This window comes from Streptomyces sp. KR55 (genome assembly GCF_052245645.1).
Taxonomy (GTDB): domain Bacteria; phylum Actinomycetota; class Actinomycetes; order Streptomycetales; family Streptomycetaceae; genus Streptomyces; species Streptomyces flavusporus.
Map to the genome: position 1 here is coordinate 1 of NZ_JBQQCE010000157.1, position 19,794 is coordinate 19,794.

General features: G+C 70.4%; 15 protein-coding genes. 7 read left to right on the forward strand and 8 right to left on the reverse strand.

Translation table 11 applies throughout. The annotated features are described in order from the left end of the window. Positions 1–2,009 (forward strand): glycoside hydrolase family 31 protein (locus tag ACTWQJ_RS23130; protein ID WP_443308517.1); only part of this gene is annotated, 2,009 nt, incomplete at its 5' end. 2 nt (positions 2,010–2,011) lie between these two features. Here the strand turns inward: ACTWQJ_RS23130 and ACTWQJ_RS23135 are convergent. Both ACTWQJ_RS23135 and ACTWQJ_RS23140 read right to left on the reverse strand, forming a co-directional pair. Further along, positions 2,012–2,548, reverse strand: coding sequence for an NUDIX domain-containing protein (locus tag ACTWQJ_RS23135; RefSeq protein WP_443308518.1), 537 nt, complete (start codon positions 2,546–2,548; stop codon positions 2,012–2,014). 47 nt (positions 2,549–2,595) lie between these two features. Further along, positions 2,596–3,405: a M15 family metallopeptidase gene (locus ACTWQJ_RS23140; RefSeq protein WP_443308519.1), complete on the reverse strand. Its 810-nt coding sequence runs from the start codon at positions 3,403–3,405 to the stop codon at positions 2,596–2,598. A 155-nt stretch (positions 3,406–3,560) separates the two neighbouring features. Here ACTWQJ_RS23140 and ACTWQJ_RS23145 point away from each other — a divergent pair, with 155 nt between their 5' ends. From ACTWQJ_RS23145 to glpK, 5 genes are all read left to right on the forward strand, one after another. Further along, the gene (locus ACTWQJ_RS23145) at positions 3,561–3,986 is read left to right on the forward strand and encodes a Zn-ribbon domain-containing OB-fold protein (protein ID WP_443308525.1); all 426 of its coding nucleotides are present in this window, start codon (positions 3,561–3,563) and stop codon (positions 3,984–3,986) included. After that, entirely contained in the window at positions 3,983–5,173 is a 1,191-nt protein-coding gene (locus tag ACTWQJ_RS23150; RefSeq protein WP_443308526.1) for a lipid-transfer protein, read from the forward strand. Before ACTWQJ_RS23145 ends, ACTWQJ_RS23150 begins: the two co-directional genes overlap by 4 nt. Before the next feature lie 212 nt (positions 5,174–5,385). Then, a complete protein-coding gene (locus ACTWQJ_RS23155) occupies positions 5,386–7,038 on the forward strand; it encodes an EAL domain-containing protein (RefSeq protein ID WP_443308520.1) in 1,653 nt (550 codons plus the stop codon). Positions 7,039–7,452: 414 nt separating this feature from the next. Beyond that, on the forward strand, positions 7,453–8,202 hold the full coding sequence (locus ACTWQJ_RS23160; protein ID WP_129796741.1) for an MIP/aquaporin family protein: 750 nt from the start codon (positions 7,453–7,455) through the stop codon (positions 8,200–8,202). A gap of 20 nt (positions 8,203–8,222) precedes the next feature. After that, a complete protein-coding gene (gene glpK / locus ACTWQJ_RS23165; protein ID WP_443308521.1) occupies positions 8,223–9,743 on the forward strand; it encodes a glycerol kinase GlpK in 1,521 nt (506 codons plus the stop codon). A 76-nt stretch (positions 9,744–9,819) separates the two neighbouring features. Here the strand turns inward: glpK and ACTWQJ_RS23170 are convergent, their stop codons facing one another. Genes ACTWQJ_RS23170 through ACTWQJ_RS23190 form a run of 5 tightly spaced genes read right to left on the reverse strand, consistent with a single transcriptional unit; the run spans position 9,820 to position 17,844 of the window. Further along, positions 9,820–10,425 carry a GTP-binding protein gene (locus ACTWQJ_RS23170; protein ID WP_443308522.1) on the reverse strand — a complete coding sequence of 202 codons (606 nt, stop codon included), beginning with the start codon at positions 10,423–10,425 and terminating at the stop codon, positions 9,820–9,822. Beyond that, complete coding sequence (locus ACTWQJ_RS23175; RefSeq protein ID WP_443308523.1) at positions 10,406–14,041, reverse strand: hydantoinase B/oxoprolinase family protein; 3,636 nt, start codon at positions 14,039–14,041, stop codon at positions 10,406–10,408. The genes ACTWQJ_RS23170 and ACTWQJ_RS23175 overlap by 20 nt, the downstream gene beginning before the upstream one ends. Before the next feature lie 24 nt (positions 14,042–14,065). Beyond that, entirely contained in the window at positions 14,066–14,461 is a 396-nt protein-coding gene (locus ACTWQJ_RS23180) for a DUF742 domain-containing protein (protein ID WP_385511303.1), read from the reverse strand. Positions 14,462–14,470: 9 nt separating this feature from the next. Then, positions 14,471–14,908, reverse strand: coding sequence for a roadblock/LC7 domain-containing protein (locus tag ACTWQJ_RS23185; protein ID WP_224735485.1), 438 nt, complete (start codon positions 14,906–14,908; stop codon positions 14,471–14,473). Next, a complete protein-coding gene (locus ACTWQJ_RS23190; RefSeq protein ID WP_443308527.1) occupies positions 14,905–17,844 on the reverse strand; it encodes a nitrate- and nitrite sensing domain-containing protein in 2,940 nt (979 codons plus the stop codon). Before ACTWQJ_RS23190 ends, ACTWQJ_RS23185 begins: the two co-directional genes overlap by 4 nt. A gap of 416 nt (positions 17,845–18,260) precedes the next feature. Between ACTWQJ_RS23190 and ACTWQJ_RS23195 the strand changes: the two genes are divergently transcribed. After that, on the forward strand, positions 18,261–18,920 hold the full coding sequence (locus ACTWQJ_RS23195; protein WP_443308528.1) for a hypothetical protein: 660 nt from the start codon (positions 18,261–18,263) through the stop codon (positions 18,918–18,920). 84 nt (positions 18,921–19,004) lie between these two features. On the opposite strand, the gene ACTWQJ_RS23200 is transcribed toward ACTWQJ_RS23195, so the two are convergent. Further along, on the reverse strand, positions 19,005–19,794 hold a 790-nt coding region (locus ACTWQJ_RS23200; protein ID WP_443308524.1), incomplete at its 5' end, for an NAD(P)/FAD-dependent oxidoreductase.

Sequence of the window (19,794 nt, forward strand, 5' to 3'; positions counted from 1 at the left end):
TCGTGGCCGAGCGGGTGACCGTCGCGGTGTCGCGGAACGGTGCTGTCGAGGTGCGCACCCCAGGGGGCGTGACCCTGCGTCGCGCTCTGCCACCGCGGTGGTGGGAGCCGGTCGGAGGAGGCCGGGCGCGTTGGCTGCAGCGGTCGGAGGTGTCGGCGGACGCGCGTTTCTTCGGGCTCGGCGGGCGCGCGTCCGGGCCGCGGTTGCGGGACGGTACGTACCGGCTGTGGAACACCGATCCGGGCCGCGCGTTCGCACCTGGGGACGATCCGCTGTACATCACGATGCCCGTGCAGTTCGTGGTGGCCGATGCGGGCTCGCATCTGGTGTTCCATGACAGCTCGTGGGACGGCACCGTCACGCTGCGGGAGGGCGAGGAGGGGGCCGGTTCCGGACACGACCGGGCAGGGATGAGCGAACTGCGCATGGACGGCGGTCCGCTGCGGTGCTGGGTGATCGTGGGCACTCCCGCGCGCGTGCTGCTTGCCTGGGCCTCGCTCACCGGGGCGCCCACGCTGCCGCCGGCATGGGCGCTGGGCCACCATCACGCGCGGTGGGGCTTCGGCAGGGAGCAGGAGGTACGGCGGATCGTCGCGGGGTATCAGGAGAACGGTCTGCCGCTCGACGCGGTCCATCTGGACATCGACCACTACGACGCCCACCAGGTGTTCACCGTGGACCAAGAGCACTTTCCCCAGTTGCCGGAGCTTGCCGAGGAGCTGCGGCGGGACGGGATCCGGCTGGTGTCCATCGTCGATCCGGCGGTGAAGGCCGAGCCGGGCAACGCCGTGTACGACAGCGGGTCGACGGAGGACGCGTTTGTGCGGGACGGCTCGGGGGAGCTGGTGCGGGGCGTGGTGTGGCCGGGCGAGGTGGTGTACCCGGACTTCACGCACGCGCGCGTGCGTGAGTGGTGGGGTGGCCTCTATGAGGAGCGGCTCGCTCAGGGGTTCTCCGGGTTCTGGCACGACATGAACGAGCCGACGTCGTTCGCGGCTTTCGGTGAACCGACCCTGCCGAGATCGTCCCGGCATGCCCTGGAGGGGCGGGGCGGCGACCATCGCGAGGCGCACAACGTGTACGCGCTGTGCATGGCGATGGCGGGATACGAGGGACTGCGCGAACTGGCGCCGCAGCAGCGGCCGTTTGTGTTCTCGCGCTCTGGCTGGGTCGGCATGCAGCGCTACGGGGGCACCTGGTCCGGTGACGTGGCGACGGGCTGGCCGGGCCTGCGGGCGTCACTGTCGCTGGTCATGGGGCTGGGCCTGTGCGGGGTGCCGTATTCGGGACCGGACGTGGGCGGCTTCGACGGGAGTCCGTCGCCTGAGCTGTATCTGCGCTGGTTCCAGCTCGGAGCGTACCTGCCGCTGTTCCGCACGCATGCGAGTCTGCGAGCGGGGCGCAGGGAGCCGTGGGAGTTCGGTGCCGAGGTACTGGAGCATGCGCGCGTGGCGCTCGTCGAACGCCGACGGCTCCTGCCGTACTTCATGACGCTGGCGCACCTGGCCCGCCGTACAGGGGCGCCCTATGTGCGGCCGCTGTGGTGGGGCGCGCCCGAGGACCGGGCTCTGCGGGACTGCGAGGACGCCTTCCTGCTGGGCGACTGCCTACTGGTGGCGCCCGTGCTCGATCCCGGCGCGGACCGGCGTGCCGTGCAGCTGCCGCGGGGGCTCTGGTACGACACGGCCACGGAGCAGACGTACGAGGGGCCCGCGCAGGTTCTCGTCGAAGCCCCTTTGTCGCGGATTCCGGTGCTCGCGCGCGCGGGTTCCGTCCTCCCTGTGCGCGGGGATGACGGCGCACTGGAGCTGGAGGTGTGGGCTCCCGCTCCGGGACGCGGTGGAGGCGGGCTGGTCGTCCCGGACGTCGGCGACGGGTGGGAGGAATCGGAGATCGAGCGGTATGCCGTGCGTTGGGAGGGCTCGCGAGTAGTCGTCGAGCGGGAGGATGCCGACCGCATGGGCGAGCCGCCCCACCCGGTGCGTGTACGCGGGCTCGGGGACCGCTGACGTCAGACGTACCTGCCCTCGAACCAGGCCCGGACGGCGAGCGTGTGCAGGGGGAAGGCGAGTTCCTCGGGCCTGCGCAGGAGGTGCCAGCCCTCCGTCTCGTCAGTGGCAGCCGGCTCCGGGAGGCTGTCGGCGGGACGTTCCGGAAGGACACCGAACAGCAGCAGATGGCCGTCGGGCGAGCTCATCGCGTCGACGAGCCGTACGTCGCGGCTCGCCGCCTCGATGCCCGTCTCCTCCTTGAGCTCTCGGACGACGGCGTGCCGCCAGTCCTCACGGTCGTCGATGTAACCGCCGGGCAATGCGATGCCCCCGCGCGCGGGGGCCACGGTTCGGGTGACGACGACCAGAGCGGTGCCCTTGGGGTCGTAGACCGGCTGGAGGGCGACCGCCACCGGGAGTGGATTGCGATACGCGACGGTGCCGCAGGCGGGGCAGGTGCGAGGCCAGCCGGAGATGCCCTCTCCGTAGGGCGATCCGCAGCTCGAACAGTGGGAGTTCCGCGCGGGGTTGGGGATGGAGTGTTGAGTCTCGGACACGCGGCGGACTGTAGCCGATCTTGGAGAGGGCGTCTTCCCCGGGCCGCTCAGTGGTCGTGGTCGAGCGACTTCGCCGACACTGGGAAGTCGAAGTAGGTGTCCGGGTAAGGCTCGGGCTTGTACGTGTAGTGCCACCATTCCTCGGCCAGGTTCACGAATCCGAGGTCTTCCAGGACGTTCTTGAGCAGGAGCCGGTTGGCCCGCTGCTCGCCCTGGATGCGCGGGTCGAGGGTGTGGGAGAGGGTGTCGAAGCAGTCGAATCCGGTGCCCATGTCGACGGTGTTGTCGGGGAAACGCTCGCTCTGGGGTGCGTAACAGGGCACGAGGGGTTCTCCGGGTACGTAAGGCCGGGTCGGCCTGGCCGGGAGCTTCACGATCGTGAGATCCACGGTGGAGCCGCGGCTGTGGCCGGACTTCTCGGCGATGTAGCCGTCCGCGAACAGGCGGGTCTTGTCGACATTCGGATAGAACTCGTTCTTCATGGCCTGGTCGTCGAGGTCTTTGGCCCAGCGGACGAAGTGATTCACGGCTCGCTGTGGCCGGTAGCAGTCGTAGACCTTCAGGGTGTAGCCCTGGCGCAACAAGGTCGCCTGGGCCTCGTGGAGCGCCTCGGCGGCGGGGCGGGTGAGGATGCAGAGGGGCTGCCGGTAGCCGTCGATGCGCTCGCCCACGAAATTGTGCGGGGTGAAGTAGCGCATCTCCTGAATGATCGTCCGGTCCACGGTGCGCAGTGCAACGAAGCCGTGTGGTGCCTTGGGCTCGGTCTTCGCCTGGGCGGTGGCGGAGGTGGTGGTCAGAGCCAGCGCGGCGGCGAATGAGGTGATCAGGCCGCGGACCACCAGGGAAAGTCGTGTCATGTCTCCTACATGTTGCCGGAGAGATCGGCGTCCGGGAAGCGGTAGGGGGCAGTGCACGTCCGATCGGGTGACGGGACGAGCTTGCCGTGGCAGACTCCTGACGGTCCGTCAGTTCTGCTTGCTGTGCGGGAGGACCATTGCGTGCACGCACACCCGTGGTGGCCGGATGGTTCACCGGTGACGGGGACGGCTTCCGTCTCCTGGGCACGCGCTGCTCGGCTTGCGCCGCGGTCTTCTTTCCGCGCGAGGACGCCCATTGCCGCAACCCCGGGTGTTCCGGCGGGGCTCTGCAGGAAGTGCCCCTCTCGCGCCGGGGCCGCATCTGGTCGTACACGGACAGCCGGTACCGGCCCCCGTCACCGTATGTGACCGATCCGGAACTTCCGTGGGAGCCGTACACGTTGATCGCTGTGGAGCTGGAGTCCGAGCGGATCATGGTCCTGGGACAGGCAGTTCCCGGAGTGACCGTCGCCGACCTGGCGGTGGGCATGGAGGTGGAGGTCGTTCCCGGCGTGCTGCACGAGGACCCGGAGACGATCTGGACGACATGGAACTGGCGGCCTACGGGGGTGACGAAGTGACGGGAGACGTGGCGGTGCTCGGGGCCGGCATGCACCCGTGGGGCAAGTGGGGGCGCAGTTTCGTCGAGTACGGAGCGGCGGCGGCCCGCGCGGCGCTCGCCGACGCCGGGCTGGACTGGCGGCAGGTCGGCTCGATCGTCGGCGCGGACACCGTGCGCGGCGGCTATCCGGGGTATGTGGCCGGGGCGACGTTCGCCAGGGCGCTGGGCTGGCAGGGGGCGCGGGTGACCAGCGTGTACGCAGCGTGCGCATCAGGGGCACAGGCCGTGTACAGCGCGCGGGCCCAGATCCTCGCGGGGCTCGCGGACGTGGTGCTCGTGGTGGGCGCCGATGCCGCGCCCAAGGGGTTCTTCCGGCCGGCCGGCGGTGACCGGCCCGACGACCCCGACTGGCTTCGGTTCAGAGTGCTCGGAGCGACCAATCCGACCTACTTCGGGCTCTACGCACGGCGAAGGATGGCCGTCCACGGGGACACCTTGGACGACTTCGCGCAGGTCAAGGTGAAGAACGCAGCGCTGGGTGCGCTGAATCCGAACGCGCGCTACCGCAAGAGGGTCACCGCGGAGGACGTCGCCGCCTCTCCGGTGGTCGCCGATCCACTGCGGCTGCTCGACATCTGCGCCACCTCGGACGGCGGGGCGGCGCTGGTGCTGTCCAGCATGGAGTTCGCGCGGCGGCACGGGGTGGACCGGCCGGTGCGGATACGGGCGGTGTCCACGGTGACGCCGCGCTACCCCAACACGGTGCTGGACCTGCCGGACATCGCGACGGACTCCGCTGCGGCAGCGGCGAGCGCCACCGAGCCGTTCCGGGCGTCCATCGCGCGTGCGGCCTACGAGGAGGCAGGCACAGGCCCGGAGGACCTGTCCGTAGCCGAGGTGTACGACCTGTCCACGGCCCTGGAGTTGCAGTGGTACGAGGATCTGGGGCTGTGCGGCGCGGGCGAGGGCGCGAAACTGTTGCGGGACGGTACGACGGCACCGGGCGGGCGAATACCGGTGAACGTGAGCGGTGGGCTGGCCTCGTTCGGGGAGGCGGTTCCGGCCCAGGCGATCGCCCAGGTCTGCGAGGTCACCTGGCAGTTGAGGGGTCATGCCGGTGACCGGCAGGTTGCCGGGGCGCGCGTGGGGATCACGGCCAACCAGGGCCTGTTCGGGCACGGATCTGCGGTGATCGCGGTTCGGTGAGCAGCGGGCGTGCCCACGGTGCGACCGGCCGCAGTACGCACGCCGACGGCGTGGCGCACGGAGATCACCGAGTCGAACGTATGCGTGCGGCTTCAGCGGCTCGGCAAGGCCGATGGCAGACTTTTTGTTACGCTGCGTGACCGGCCCGGAATCCTGCGTGAACGTCTCATGAACTGGGCCTCTGCGCGCTCCGGCAGCGCCATCATGCTCCCGTGCACTCCTGGTCGGATACGCTCCGCTTTGCTTTCCAACCGGTGGTCAACCTGTCCACCGGCGGGATCGCGGCCCTGGAGATCCTCGCCCGTCCGGAAGCCGGCGACGTCCTGGCCGAGGCCCGTCGGGACCCCGAACTCGACGGTCAGCTGGCCGTGTTGGGGCTCCGCGCGGCGGTTCGCAAGGAGACGCTGCTGCCGCTGCATGTGAACGTGTTCGCCGGCACCCTGGCCGACCTGGGCGGTCTCGCCTCGCTGCACGATGCCGTGCGCGCGATGGGCCGGATGCCGTGGGAGGTGACGATCGACGTCTGCCCGCCGTACACGCATGTGCCACAGCAGGCCCTGCTGAAGGCGGTCACCGCGCTGCGCGAGCAGGGCTTCCGGATCAGCGCGGACGGTGTCGGAGACGGCGACGTACCGCTGCGGCTGCTCACGGACATAGCCCCTGACCTGGTGAAGCTCGACGCGTCCCTGCTGGCGCGGGCGGCCGCGGTGAGGGCGATGCGGACGCTGTGCGACGAGGTGGGGGCGCTGCTGTCCGTAGAGGGGGTGGAGACCGAATTCCAGTGCGCGGCGGCGCTGTCGGCCGGGGCGCAACTGGCCCAGGGTGAGCTGTTCGCACCGCCGGCCAGGCTGCCCACAGTGGATGTATACGTTCCGCTCCGCTCCGCCGGGGTCGAGGCACCGGCGCGTTCGGGCCCACTGGTGCGCGAGTTCGTCCGGCCTGCCGCGCTGCTGCCCGCGCACGCGTCCGCGGCCCAGGTGCGGGCGCTGCTGACCGGCTCGCCGGATGTGTCCGGCGTTTTGCTCGTGGACGGGCAGGGGGTGCCGGTGCGGTCCGTGCACCGTTCGCGCTTCCTGCTGTCGATGTCGGGCCGCTACGGACACGCCTTGTACGCCGACCGGCCCGCGGCGAAGCTGGGCGATCCGCCGCGGACGGTGGGGGTCGACGCCACCGCGTGGGAGGTGCTGGACGTGGTGGCGGACGGCGGCAGGGACCGCACCTCGGACGACGTGGCCGTCGTCGACGCGTACGGCCGGTGCGTGGGCGTCGTACGACTGGCGGACCTCGTGCGGGCGCTGGCCGAGACCCGCGTCGAGGAGGCGGCCGGGCTCAATCCGCTGACCCGGCTGCCCGGTTCGGACGCGATCACCGGTGAGGTGGACCGGCGGATCGCGGACGGGCGGACGTTCGCGCTCAGCTGGCTGGATGTCGACCACTTCAAGCAGGTGAACGACGGAGCGGGGTTCGCGGCCGGCGACGAGCTGATCCGGTCGGTGGGGCGGGCGCTGCAGCTCGCGGCGTCCGGCAGCACCCGCGTGGGACACATCGGCGGGGACGACTTCCTGGTGCTGGCCGACCCGGAAGGGCTGGATCCGCTCGCCGCCTCGGTCCTGGACACGCCCTGGTCGGCGGGCGGGCGCCCGGTGACGTTGTCCCTCGCCACGGTGCTGTGCGCGCCCGGAAGCGTGACGGATCACCGACAGGCGGCCGCCTGGCTGGCGCCACTCAAGAAGGCTGCGAAGTCGCTGAACGGCGCGAGTTGGGTGCTGGGCCGCGCAGGGGCATCCGGGCACGAGATCCGGCGCGGTTCGGAGTCGGCGGCGAGCCAGGCGGGGTGCGCGGTGGGGGATCCGGGGCGGGGGTGAGCGGTCGGCCCGGCGCGGGCCGGTTGCGGCAACGGTCCCGGGGTTCGCGCCGGTCGGTGCCGAGCCCTGCTGCACAGCGAGTCAGCGTGGACGGTGGGCCGGCGCGCGTACGCGGGCTCCGAACCGTTGCTGTCGGCGACCTTGACGCCCCTTGGGCGCCGGTGAACACTTCCCGGTGTCAGTCGACATCGCCGTACATTCTCGGCGTATTACGGCAATGCGCCGCATGGGCCCTCCGAGCCAAGGCCCGCTCCCCCACGGGTGATTCGGCTGCCACGGCACGCTCGTCACGGACGCCGGGCGGGGCGCGGAACCCTCCCTGCCTTCGGCTGACGTCGGCACGTGAGCAACGGGACACGCACCCTGCACGGAGGACCGGGGTCGATCACTCCGGGCCAGCGCCTAGGAGCCGCCATGAGCAACGGAGACATCTTCGTCGGCGAGATCATCGGTACCGCGATCCTCATCCTGTTCGGGGCCGGTGTCTGCGCCGCCGTCACCCTCAGATACTCCAAGGCGCGGGCCTCGGGGTGGATCGTGATCGCCTTCGGCTGGGGTTTCGGCGTCCTGGCGGGCGCCTACACCGCCGCTCCCCTGTCGGGCGGACATCTCAATCCGGCCGTCACCCTCGGCATCGCCGTCGACACCGGCGAGTGGGGCACGGTCTGGGTCTATCTGCTGGGCCAGATCATCGGCGCCATGCTCGGCGCCGTCCTCGCCTACCTGGTCTATCTCGCCCAGTTCCAGGCCAATGTCCGTACGTCCGGCACGACCGAGGGCACGGCTGACGAACCGACTCCGACCCTCGGCATCTTCTCCACCATCCCGGAGATCCGGAATCCACTCGCGAACCTCATCACAGAGATCATCGCGACCATTGCGCTGGTCCTGCCGATCCTCGCCTTCGGACTGACCGAGGGGCTCGGCGAATCCGGAACCACCGTGCTGATCGTCTCGCTGCTGGTCGTCGGCATAGGTCTCTCCCTCGGCGGGCCCACCGGCTATGCGATCAACCCCGCGCGCGATCTCGGCCCGCGCATCGTGCACACCTTCCTGCCGATCCCGAACAAGGGCACCTCCGACTGGGGTTACGCCTGGATCCCGGTCGCCGGCCCGCTCGTCGGCGGAGCACTCGCGGGCCTCATCTACAACGCAGCCTTCTGAACCGAGCCCAAGGGGTAGCCATGACGGACAACGCCGAGAAGTACGTCGCCGCGATCGACCAGGGCACCACGTCAAGCCGCTGCATCATCTTCGACCGGAACGGCGCGATCGTCGCCGTCGACCAGCGCGAGCATCGGCAGACCTTCCCCAACCCCTGTTGGGTGGAGCACGACGCCACCGAGATCTGGTCCAAGGTGCAGGCCGTGGTCGCCGGAGCGATCGCCAAGGCCGGGCTGCGTGCCGACCAGCTCAGCGCGCTCGGGATCACCAACCAGCGCGAGACGACGGTGCTGTGGGACCGCGCCACGGGCAAGCCCGTGCACAACGCCATCGTGTGGCAGGACACCCGCACCGCCGCACTCTGCAACCAACTCGGCGGCCCGGACGGCCAGGACCGGTTCCGCGAGCAGACCGGACTGCCGCTGGCCAGCTACTTCTCCGGCCCCAAGGCAGCCTGGCTGCTCGACAACGTGCCCGGCCTCAGGGCACGCGCCGAGCGGGGCGAGATCGCCTTCGGCACCATCGACTCCTGGCTCATCTGGAATCTCACCGGCGGCACCGACGGCGGCCGGCACGTCACCGACGTGACCAACGCCGGACGCACCATGCTCATGAACTTGGAGACACTCCAATGGGACCGGTCCATCCTCTCCGCGATGAACGTCCCCGAGTCCGTCCTGCCCGAGATCAGGTCATCGGCCGAGGTGTACGGGACTGCCGTGGGCCAACTCGCCGGCGTCCCGGTCGCGTCGGCGCTCGGGGACCAGCAAGCGGCCGTGTTCGGGCAGGCCTGCTACGACGTGGGATCGGCGAAGAACACATACGGCACGGGCAGTTTCCTCCTGCTCAACACCGGCAACCGGCCGGTGCCGTCGAAGAGCGGGCTGTTGACGACGATGGGCTACAAGATCGGCAGTGAGGCTCCCGTCTACTGCCTGGAGGGCTCGATAGCCATAACGGGCGCCCTGGTGCAGTGGTTCCGCGACCAGCTCGGCATCATCCGTACCGCCGACGAGATCGAGACGCTGGCGGCAAGCGTCGAGGACAACGGCGGCGCTTACATCGTGCCCGCGTTCTCGGGCCTGTTCGCCCCGTACTGGCGCTCCGACGCGCGTGGCGTCGTCACCGGACTCACCCGGTACGTCACGAAGGCGCACCTCGCGCGCGCGGTGCTGGAGGCGACGAGCTGGCAGACGCGCGAGGTCGTGGATGCCATGTACCAGGACTCCGGGGTGCACATCACCACGTTGAAGGTGGATGGCGGCATGACGAAGAACAACCTCCTGATGCAGCACCAGGCGGACGTGCTCGGCGTGCCGGTGATCCGGCCCCGGGTGTCCGAGACGACCTGTCTGGGCGCCGCGTATGCGGCCGGACTCGCCACCGGCGTGTGGAACGACCTCGACGAGCTCAAGGCGCACTGGCAGCGGGACGTCGAGTGGACGCCGGCCATGGAGGCGTCCGTGCGGGAACGCGAGTACCACAACTGGCGCAAGGCCGTGGAGAAGAGCTTCGGCTGGGTGGAGGACGGCGAGGACTGAGCCACGCGCGCGTGGGCGCCGTTTTCGGACTGCGGCCCGTACCCCGGTCGGCGGGGGTACGGGCCGTACTCGTGCGTCAGGTGGTGACGGTCTGGCGGCGGTCCGCCGCCAGCGCCATCGCGTGCTGGACGACGCCGACGAGGACCTCCTTGACCGACTCGCGGTCGCGCGCGTCGCACATCAGGAGCGGTACGTCGGCGTCGAGGTCGAGGGCCTGGCGGACGTCTTCGACCGGGTGACGGGCGGCTCCCTCGAAGCAGTTGACGCCGACCAGGAACGGCAGGGAACGCCGCTCGAAGTAGTCGACGGCGGCGAAGCTGTCCTGAAGGCGGCGGGTGTCGGCGAGTACGACGGCGCCGAGCGCGCCCTCGGAGAGCTCGTCCCACATGACCCAGAACCGCTCCTGGCCGGGCGTCCCGAAGAGGTACAGCACGAGGTCCTCGCGCAGCGTGATGCGGCCGAAGTCCATGGCCACGGTGGTGGTGTGCTTGCCTTCCACACCGCTGGTGTCGTCGACCGGGCGCCCGGCTTCGGTGAGCAGTTCCTCGGTGCGCAGCGGCCTGATCTCGCTGACCGCGCCGACGAGGGTGGTCTTGCCGACACCGAAGCCGCCGGCCACCAGGATCTTGAGCGTGACGGGCTCGACCGGGGGCTTGCCGCGCTCAGAACGCCCGAAGATCATCGATCTCTTCTCCTGCTTGATGGGGGTCGGGGGGCGGTGGCCCGTAGCCTCCGCCGCCGGGGGTTTCGACAACGAGTACGTCACCGGGGCCGACGTCCGTCGCATCGCTTCCGCCGAGTGTGGTGACCGTGCCGTCCGCACGCTCGACGCGGTTGGCGCCGAGGGCGCCGGGCTCACCGCCTGCCATGCCGTACGGGGGAACCCTGCGGTGCTGGGAGAGCGTCGAGACGGTCATCGGCTCGTGGAACCGGATGCGGCGTACCGCGCCGTCGCCGCCGCGCCACCGTCCCGCGCCTCCGCTGCCGCGCCGGACCGAGAACTCCTCGAGCTGGACGGGCAGGCGCCACTCCAGGACCTCGGGGTCGGTCAGCCTCGAGTTGGTCATGTGGGTCTGGACGACGCTCGCGCCGTGGAAGCCGTCACCCGCGCCGGATCCGGAGGCAACGGTCTCGTAGTACTGGTGGCGGGCGTTGCCGAAGGTGACGTTGTTCATGGTCCCCGAGCCCTCCGCCTGAACCCCGAGCGCGGCATACAGGGCGCCGGTAATGGCCTGGGAGGTCTCCACGTTGCCCGCGACGACGGCGGCGGGCGGCTCGGGCGCCAGCATGGAGCCGTGCGGTACGACGATGTCGATCGGGCGCAGGCAGCCGTCATTGAGGGGGATGTCGGCGGCGACCAGGGTGCGGAAGACGTAGAGGACAGCCGCATTGACGACGGAGTAGGGCGCGTTGAAATTAGTGGCCAACTGGGGTGACGTACCAGTGAAGTCCACCGTGGCGGAGCGGTTTTCGCGGTCCACGCGCACGCGTACCCGGATGACGGCGCCCGAGTCTGTCTCATAGGCGTACTCGCCGTCGCCCAAGGCGTCGATGACGCGGCGCACGGCTTCCTCGGCGTTGTCCTGGACGTGCCGCATGTACGCCTGGACGACGTCGAGGCCGAAGTCCCGGATCATGCGGGCGACTTCGTCGACGCCCTTCTGGTTGGCGGCGATCTGGGCGCGCAGGTCGGCGAGGTTGGTCTTCGGGTTGCGGGACGGGTGGGGTGCCTCGGTGAGCAGGCGGTGGGTCTCCTCCTCGCGGAACCGGCCGTTCTCGGCGAGCAGCCAGTTGTCGAAGAGGACGCCTTCCTCCTCGATGGTGCGGCTGTTGGCGGGCATGGAGCCGGGGGCGATACCACCGATCTCGGCGTGGTGGCCGCGCGAGGCGACGTAGAAGAGGATTCGGTCACTCTGCGTGTCCTCGGCGCTGTCGGTGTCGAAGACCGGGGTGATCACGGTGACGTCGGGGAGGTGGGTGCCGCCGTGGTACGGGTCGTTCACCGCGTAGGTGTCCCCGGGCCGCATGCTGCTGCCGCGGCGCCGGATGACCTCCTTCACGCTCGTGCCCATCGAGCCCAGGTGGACAGGGATGTGGGGGGCATTGGCCACCAGGTTTCCGTCCGGGTCGAACAGGGCGCAGGAGAAGTCCAGACGCTCCTTGATGTTGACGGACTGCGCCGTGGACTCGAGTCGGGCACCCATCTGTTCGGCGATGGACATGAAGAGGTTGTTGAAGACCTCAAGGAGAACCGGGTCGGCTTTCGTGTCGAGTTCGGAACTCTGTGTAATCGCCGCACGTTCCATGACCAGATGCCCGTCGTCGGTCGCCGCGGCCTGCCAGCCGTCGTCGACGACGGTCGTCGCACTGGCCTCCGTGATGATCGCGGGGCCTGTGACGATGTCGCCCGGGGGCAGGTCCTCGCGGCGATGGAGGGGTACGTCGCGCCAGGCGCCGCCGGTGTGCAGGCGGACGGCCTGCGGGGCGGTGGGGCGGCCCTCGTAGGGGGCGAGAACGGAGAGATCGGGGGGTTCGGTGATGCCGGTGGCTTCCACGGAGAGGGCTTCGACGACGACCGGGCGGTCGAGGGTGAAGGAGTACGTGGCGCGATGACGTTCTTCGAAAGCGTGCTGCATCGTGGCGGGATCGGTCAGCTCGACGGTGAGGGTGGTGTCGGTGCCGTCGTAGCGGAGCTGGGCGCGGCGGGTGACCTCGATACGGTCCTCGGGGACGTCCTCGGCGAGGAGCTCGGCGCGGGCGGCTGCCTCCAGGTCGTCCGCCGTCTTGAGGACGCCGGGCATGGCGGCGGGCTCCAGGGGGGCCTCGACGGACTGCTCGCGCATGGCGGTGGTATCGGCGAGGCCGATGCCGAGCGCGGAGAGGACTCCGGCCATGGGAGGTACGAGGACGGTGCGGATGCCGAGCGAGTCGGCGACCATGCAGGCGTGCTGGCCGCCCGCACCGCCGAATGTCGTGAGGGCGTAGCGGGTGACGTCGTGGCCCTTCTGGACGGAGATCCGCTTGACGGCGTTGGCGATGTTGGCGACAGCGATCTGCAGGTAGCCCTCGGCGACCTGTTCCGGGGTGCGGTCGTCGCCGGTCTTTTCGCGGATCTCACGCGCGAGGGCGGCGAAGCGGTCGCGGACGAGGGCCGCGTCGAGGGGCTGGTCGCCGTCGGGGCCGAACACGTGAGGGAAGTGGTCGGGTTGGATCCGGCCGAGCATCACATTGGCGTCGGTAACGGCGAGCGGGCCGCCGCCCCGGTAACAGGCGGGCCCGGGGTCCGCGCCCGCCGAGTCCGGCCCTACGCGGTAGCGGGAGCCGTCGAAGTGGAGGATCGAGCCGCCGCCGGCCGCGACGGTGTGGATGTCCAGCATGGGGGCACGCAGTCGGACGCCGGCGATCTGTGTGGTGAAGACGCGTTCGTACTCACCGGCGAAGTGCGAGACGTCGGTGGAGGTGCCGCCCATGTCGAAGCCGATGACGCGGTCGAAGCCGGCGAGCTGCGACATGCGGGCCATGCCGACGATGCCACCCGCGGGGCCGGACAGGATGGCGTCCTTGCCGCGGAACTGGCCGGCTTCGGCAAGCCCGCCGTTCGACTGCATGAACATCAGGCGTACGCCTTCGAGCTCGTCGGCGACGTGCTGGACGTAACGGCGCAGCACGGGCGACAGGTAGGCGTCGACGACGGCGGTGTCTCCGCGCGGCACGAGCTTCATCAGCGGGCTGACCTCGCTGGACAGCGAGATCTGCGGGAAGCCGATGCGCCCGGCGAGCTCCCCGACGGCCTGCTCGTGGGCGGGGTGGAGGTGGCTGTGCATGCAGACCACGGCAACGGCTCGGATTCCGTCGTCGTACGCCTGCCGGAGAGGGCCTGCGAGAGCCTCCAGGTCGGGGGCGCGCAGGGCGGTGCCGTCGGCGGCGAGGCGCTCGTCGACCTCGATCACGCGTTCGTGGAGCAGCTCGGGGAGGTCGATGCGGCGGGCGAAGATGTGGGGGCGGTTCTGGTAGGCGATGCGCAGGGCGTCGCGGAAGCCACGCGTGGTGACCAGCAGGGTGCGCTCACCCTTGCGTTCCAGGAGGGCGTTGGTGGCGACCGTCGTCCCCATCCGCACTGCTTCGACGGGGTCCTGGGAGCCGGCCAGCAGTTCGCGGACGCCCGCCACGGCCGCGTCGGCGTATCGGGCCGGATTGTCGGACAGCAGCTTGTGCGTCAGCAGCCGACCGTCCGGGCGCCGCGCGACGATGTCGGTGAAGGTGCCGCCCCGGTCGACCCAGAACTGCCAGCCTGTCACGTCTCCACCTCGCTTCCGTGCTGCTCAGAGCGCCCGGAGGCCGTTGATCACGTCGCGCAGAATATTCTCGTCCGGCAGCTCGGCCGGGGGTACAGGGCGTGTCACATGGATCAGTTCCGCGTCCACGAGGTCCCCGATGAGGACCCGTACCACTCCGATGGGCAGGTCGAGTTCGGCTGCGAGTTCGGCGACCGACTGAGGGGCCTCGCGGCAGAGCGCGACGATGTCCACGTGCTCCGGGGACAGCGCCGGGTCCGCTTCCGGATCGTCCGCGTGGGGCTCCGTGACGACCACCGCGATCAGATCGAGGCGGTGCTGGGCCGCATGGCTGGTGCGGCCGCGCGTCATGGCGTAGGGGCGGACGACCGGTCCTGCTTCGTCGTCGAACCAGTGGCTTCTTGCCTGACCGTCTGCACTCATGTCATCCCACTACCCGCCTGCGGGCAGATCGGTGCGCGGAGCGGTGGCCAGATGCGCGCCGACGCGCTTCACGAGGAGCGTCATCTCGTAGGCGACCTGACCGACGTCCGAGTCGGCGTCGGACAGGACGGCGAGGCAGCTGCCGTCGCCGGCGGCCGTGACGAACAGGAAGGCGTCGTCGAGCTCGACCATCGTCTGCCGCACGTTGCCCGCCTCGAAGTGCCGGCCGACGCCCTTGGCGAGGCTGTGGAATCCGGAGGCGACGGCGGCCAGGTGCTCGCCGTCCTCCCGGGTCAGGTCCTTGGAGACACCAGTCGCAAGGCCGTCGCCGGAGAGCACGACGGCCTTGCGGATGCTCGCGACGCGGTCCACCAGGTCGTCGAGGAGCCAGTTGAGCTCGCCGGACTTGCCGTTCGCGGTGTGGCCGGTCGCCTTCGGTGCGGTCATCGACCGTCCCCCTTAGTCGTTCCTTGTGGTGCTGTGCCGCGCTGGGCGTCGTCGCCCGCGGCGTTCTGCTCGCGGCCGCGCTGCCAGCCGCGCTGGAGCGAGGCCATTCGGTTGCGGACCTCGTCGGCGTCCCGTTCCACGGGTTCCGTCCTGTCCTCGGTGCGGCGGCCGGGATCCTGCCGGAGTTGCGGGGCCAGGCTGGCCTGGCGGACGCGCCGTGGGAGCGGACCGACGGCGGACCCGGGCTCGTCGACCGTGGTGCGCTCGGCGGCGTCGTCGACTGCGCCGGACTCGATCGCAGAGGGCGCTGTGCGCCTTGGGAGGGCGGGAGGCGCCGCCGGTCCAGCGAGGCCACGCCCGGGCCTTGCGGTGCGCCCGCCGAGGTCGCGTACCGGGGACTCGGTGCGCTCGGCGCGGCTGCCCCCCGGGGAGTCGGAGCGCTCACCGCGGTCCTCGCCCTGGGAAGCTGGGCGCTCGTCGGCACGGCCGTTGGGGCTGGAGGACCGGCCGAGTGGCGAGCCGCCGCGGCGACGGGTCGGCAGGGGTGCTGTTCGCTCCGTCTCCGGTCGGCGTGCGGCGGGGCCGGTCGAGTTCTCCTCGTCTGATTCCTGGCGACGGGACCGCTGCTCGGTGACCGGGCGTCCGTGGGAACTGACCAGCTTGGGGATCCGTCGGCGGGGCAAGGGCACCGGGGTGCCGAGGTGATCGTCCGTGTCGGCTCGGCCGGATCCGTCGAGGGGGCCGGCGCCCGGCTCGTCGTCGGCGCTGCTCGTCTTCTCGTCGTCCGCGCGGGTGAGGGAGCGGCGCGGGCGGAACAGTCCGCCGCGCTCGGTCTCCTCGCCGTCGAGCCCGTTGGGGAAGTCCTCGATGGCGTCCAGGTCGACGGGGGCCTCCAGTTCGACCGGCCCGTCCAGGAGCGAGGTGGGCAGGCCGGGCAGCTGCACCGGCACCTGGGAGAGCGCGGTCCTGCGGCTCTCCTCGAGTTCGGCCTCCTTGGAGGGCCGGGGGCGGTCGAGGCGGAAGCCGATACCGTTCGTGTCCGGTACCTCGTCCGTCAGCAGCGAGTCGGGCATGAAGACGACGGCCGTGGTGCCGCCGTAGGGGGACGGCTGCAGCGAGACCCGGACGTTCTGCCGCTGGGCGAGCCGGCTGACCACGAACAGCCCGAGCCGGTCGGTGTCGGACAGCTCGAACTCCGGGGTCTCCGCGAGCCGGAGGTTGGCCTCCAGCAGGGCCTCGGCCGCCATGCCGAGGCCACGGTCGTGGATCTCCAACGTGAAGCCGTTGGCGACCCGCTCGCCGAGCACATGGACGGCCGTGTGCGGGGGCGAGAAGACCGTGGCGTTCTCCAGGAGTTCGGCCACGAGATGGGTGAGGTCCGCGACTGCCGGGCCGGTGACAGCGGTGCGCGGCAGGCGGCGGACCTCGATCCGCTCGTAGTCCTCGACCTCGGCGACGGCGGCGCGTACGACGTCCATGAGCTGGATGGGTTTGCGCCACTGCCGGGAAGGGGCGGCGCCGGAGAGGATCACCAGGCCCTCGGCGTGTCGGCGCATACGGGTGGTGAGGTGGTCGAGGCGGAACAGGTCGGCCAGTTCCTCGGTGTCCTCGGTCCTGCGTTCCATGGCGTCGAGGAGCGTGAGCTGCTTGTGGAGGAGGACCTGACTGCGGCGGGCGAGGTTCACGAAGACCTCGGAGACACCGGAGCGGAGTTGGGCCTGTTTGACGGCGGCTTCGACGGCGGCGCGCTGCAGGGTGTTGAGGGCCTGGCCGACCTCGCCGAGCTCGTTCCTGTCGTACTCCAGGCGCGGGACCTCGGTCTCCACGTCGACCTCTTCGCCCGTCGAGAGGCGGCGCATCACGCTGGGCAGTCGTACGCCGGACGCCTCATGTGCCTCCAGGCGCAGTTGCCGCAGGTCGCGAATGTGGCCGCGGCCGATGCGGACGGACACGAAGAGCGAGGCCAGCAATGCGATCAGGCCGAGCACTCCGGCGACGACGGCCTTGACGATGACGCCGATCGCGATCGGGCGGACGCGGTCCTGATAGCGGTCCGTGGCCTCGTCGTCGAGGGTGCCGAGTTCGTCGAGGACATTCCCGGCGGCGGTGTCCCAACTCTGCGCAGTGACTCCGCCGGCATCGCCAGAGGGCTCGGAGACAGCGGATTCCTCGGCGACGCGCAAGGGAGCGCTGGCGGCGTTCTTCCAGAATCTCTCGTAGCGGTCGCGCTCCGAGCTCGGCAGCAGCGGCAGGTTGGTGTCGTACATCAGTGTGCGCTGGGCCATGAGGTCGGTGATGTCGCGGATCTCGTCGCGGGAGAGCTTGCCGACGATCAGCGCGGAGCCGAGGAGAGCGTCCTCGCGGGAGAGCAGTTCGCGGGCTCGGGCGAGGTTGACGAGTGCGCGGTACTGCGTGTCCATCTCCACATTGTCGACGACATGGAGGTCGGCGAGGAGGACGAAGCAGGGGTCGACCAAGCGGTTGTACAGGTCGAGGGCCTGGGAGCGGTTGACGGTGCCGTCCTCCACACTGCTGCGCAGGGATTCGATGCCTTCGAAGGCGTCCAGTACGGCGGTCAGGCGTTCGTTCGTGGCCTCGCCGAGGGCGTCACCCACCTCGGTGTTCCGGGCGTTCCTGCGGACCTTGGCCAGGGCTTCGTCGGTGGCGGTCCGGCTGCGCCTGAGCGCGGCGAGTCCGTCGGAGGCACGGGGGTCGGCGAGATGGACCAGGGTCTGGCGGCGTTCCTGCTGGAGGACCCGGACGGTGTCCTCAATGGGGTAGCCGATGTTCTCGACGACGGACGAGACGCTGACCAGCCGACCTGCTTCGCGTCCCGTAAGCACCGTGGCAAAGGCCCAGATCGCGGTCAGGGACACCAACGGCACGAGCAGCAGCGCCACGATCTTCCTGCGGATGGACTTCCCGCGAAAGCGCATGGCCTCCCCCAGCTCGACCCCCACCGGCAGGGGGTACATGTGCATCAACAAACGGCGCGAGCCTACTACCGTCGCACAGTTAACTCGAAGGGCCTTCCGGAGGCCGAGCTTCCGTACGGGTCGCCGGGCATGGGGAGTTGTCCGGCCATTGCGGGAGATTGCCTCCCCGATTCCGGCCGCGGCCCCGAGACCCGATCAGGTCGGCATGACTGGGCGTTTGGCCGGAATTTTTCGCTCGTTGGGAATCTTCGGGACGCACCGTTCGTCCTTCTCTACAGGAAATGGGGGCGGAATGGGCCACAGGAGCCGCATCCTGCACCCGGGCGGCGTAAAACAGCGCAAGCCGGGCAGCCACTGGGGAGTCGGGTCTTCGGACTGGGGCGAGCGGTCTGCTGGCGGTGGGGAGTGACACGATGATGGGCACGGCGGAGCTTCGTGAGGCGCCCGCGGACGGCGCGGCCGCGCGGGTGAGGGAGCAGCGGGACACCAGGGCACCGGATCGCGACATTCCGGCAGGCGGACCCGAGCCGGCGGACCGGCGCGCGGCCAGGCAGGGGCGGGAGGCGGCCGACGCGGGCTTGTCGGGGGAAGGGCGTGACGCTCCGGCGGGTATGGCCACCGGAGCGGCGGGATACGGGCGCGTCGCGGGGTCCGCTGAGCCGGATGCAGCCCAAGGGCGGTCGTACTACCGACCGTTGTGGGTCGAGGAGCCCGCGAAGCGCCGTCGGCTGCCCGACCCGGTACGGACGGCTGCCGTGCGGGCGGTGCTCATCATCGCCGTGACGTTGGTCCAGGCGATGGTCGCCTTCCTGTGCACGATGGCCGGATCCTGGCTGGCGTTCCCCATGGTGATCAGCAGCGTCGTCAGCACCGTGGTGGCGACCTGGAGTGTGCTCGACGTATGGGTGACGCGTCAGGTCTGGAATCAGCGCAACGGCGTGGTGTCGATGCCGAGCAGCACCGCACGCGCTTTGCGCCGCGAACGGCGCAGGGCACGGCGCAGGGCACGGGCCACCGAGCGCACTCAGCAGCGAATACGCCGACGGGGCGGCACCGGACAGCTGTCGCACCCCTGAGGTACCTGTCCTCGGGGGCGGGAGCCGCGGCGTCGGGCTCCCGTCGGTGGCGCCGGTGGGTGTGTTCCGCCGAGCCGCTTCCGCTCAGGGTGTGGTCGACTTCACTCTCCCTTCCCCGCCCACGAGTTCGCGTCCTTCCTGGCGCACGAGTTCACGTCGGGCGCGCATGAAGGGCCGGGGACGATCCACCGCGAGCACGGCGGTCGTATGCCCCTCCCGCTCGTACAGCGCGAGGAAGCCGCTCCCTTCCGTGGCAGCGGCCTCACCCTCGGCAATGCGCACGCCGTCGCCGTCCCGGCGGCGGCCGGCGAACTGGATGCGTACGCCGTACTGGTCGGACCAGAAGTACGGCACCGACCGCACGGTCTCGACAGTGCGTCCGGCGAGGAGGTTGGCCACCGCAACCCGGGGCTGCTCCGTCGCGGAGGTCCAGTGCTCGGCGCGTGAACCACCGACACGGGCGACGTCTCCGACGGCGACCACCTGCGGCAGCGATGTCACGCAGCCGTCGTCGCACAGAACGCCGTCGTGCAGGGTGAGCGTCGAGCCCGCCAGCCAGGCGGTGTTGGGGGTGACGCCGATTCCGACGATCACGACGTCGGCGGGGAGGGTGCGGCCGTCGGAGAATGCCACACCGGAGACGGTGACCGCGCCTCGTAGGCCGGCCACTCCTACACCGGTGATCAGTTCCACTCCGCCACGCCGGTGGAGTCCGGCGCACACGGCGGCCATTTCGGTACCGAGTTGGGGCACGAGCGGAAGCGGAGCAGCCTCGACCACGGTGACGATGTGGCCGAGGGCGGCGCAGGAGGAGGCAGTCTCCGCGCCGATGAAGCCGGCTCCGATGACGACGACCCGGCGTGGGCCTCGGGTC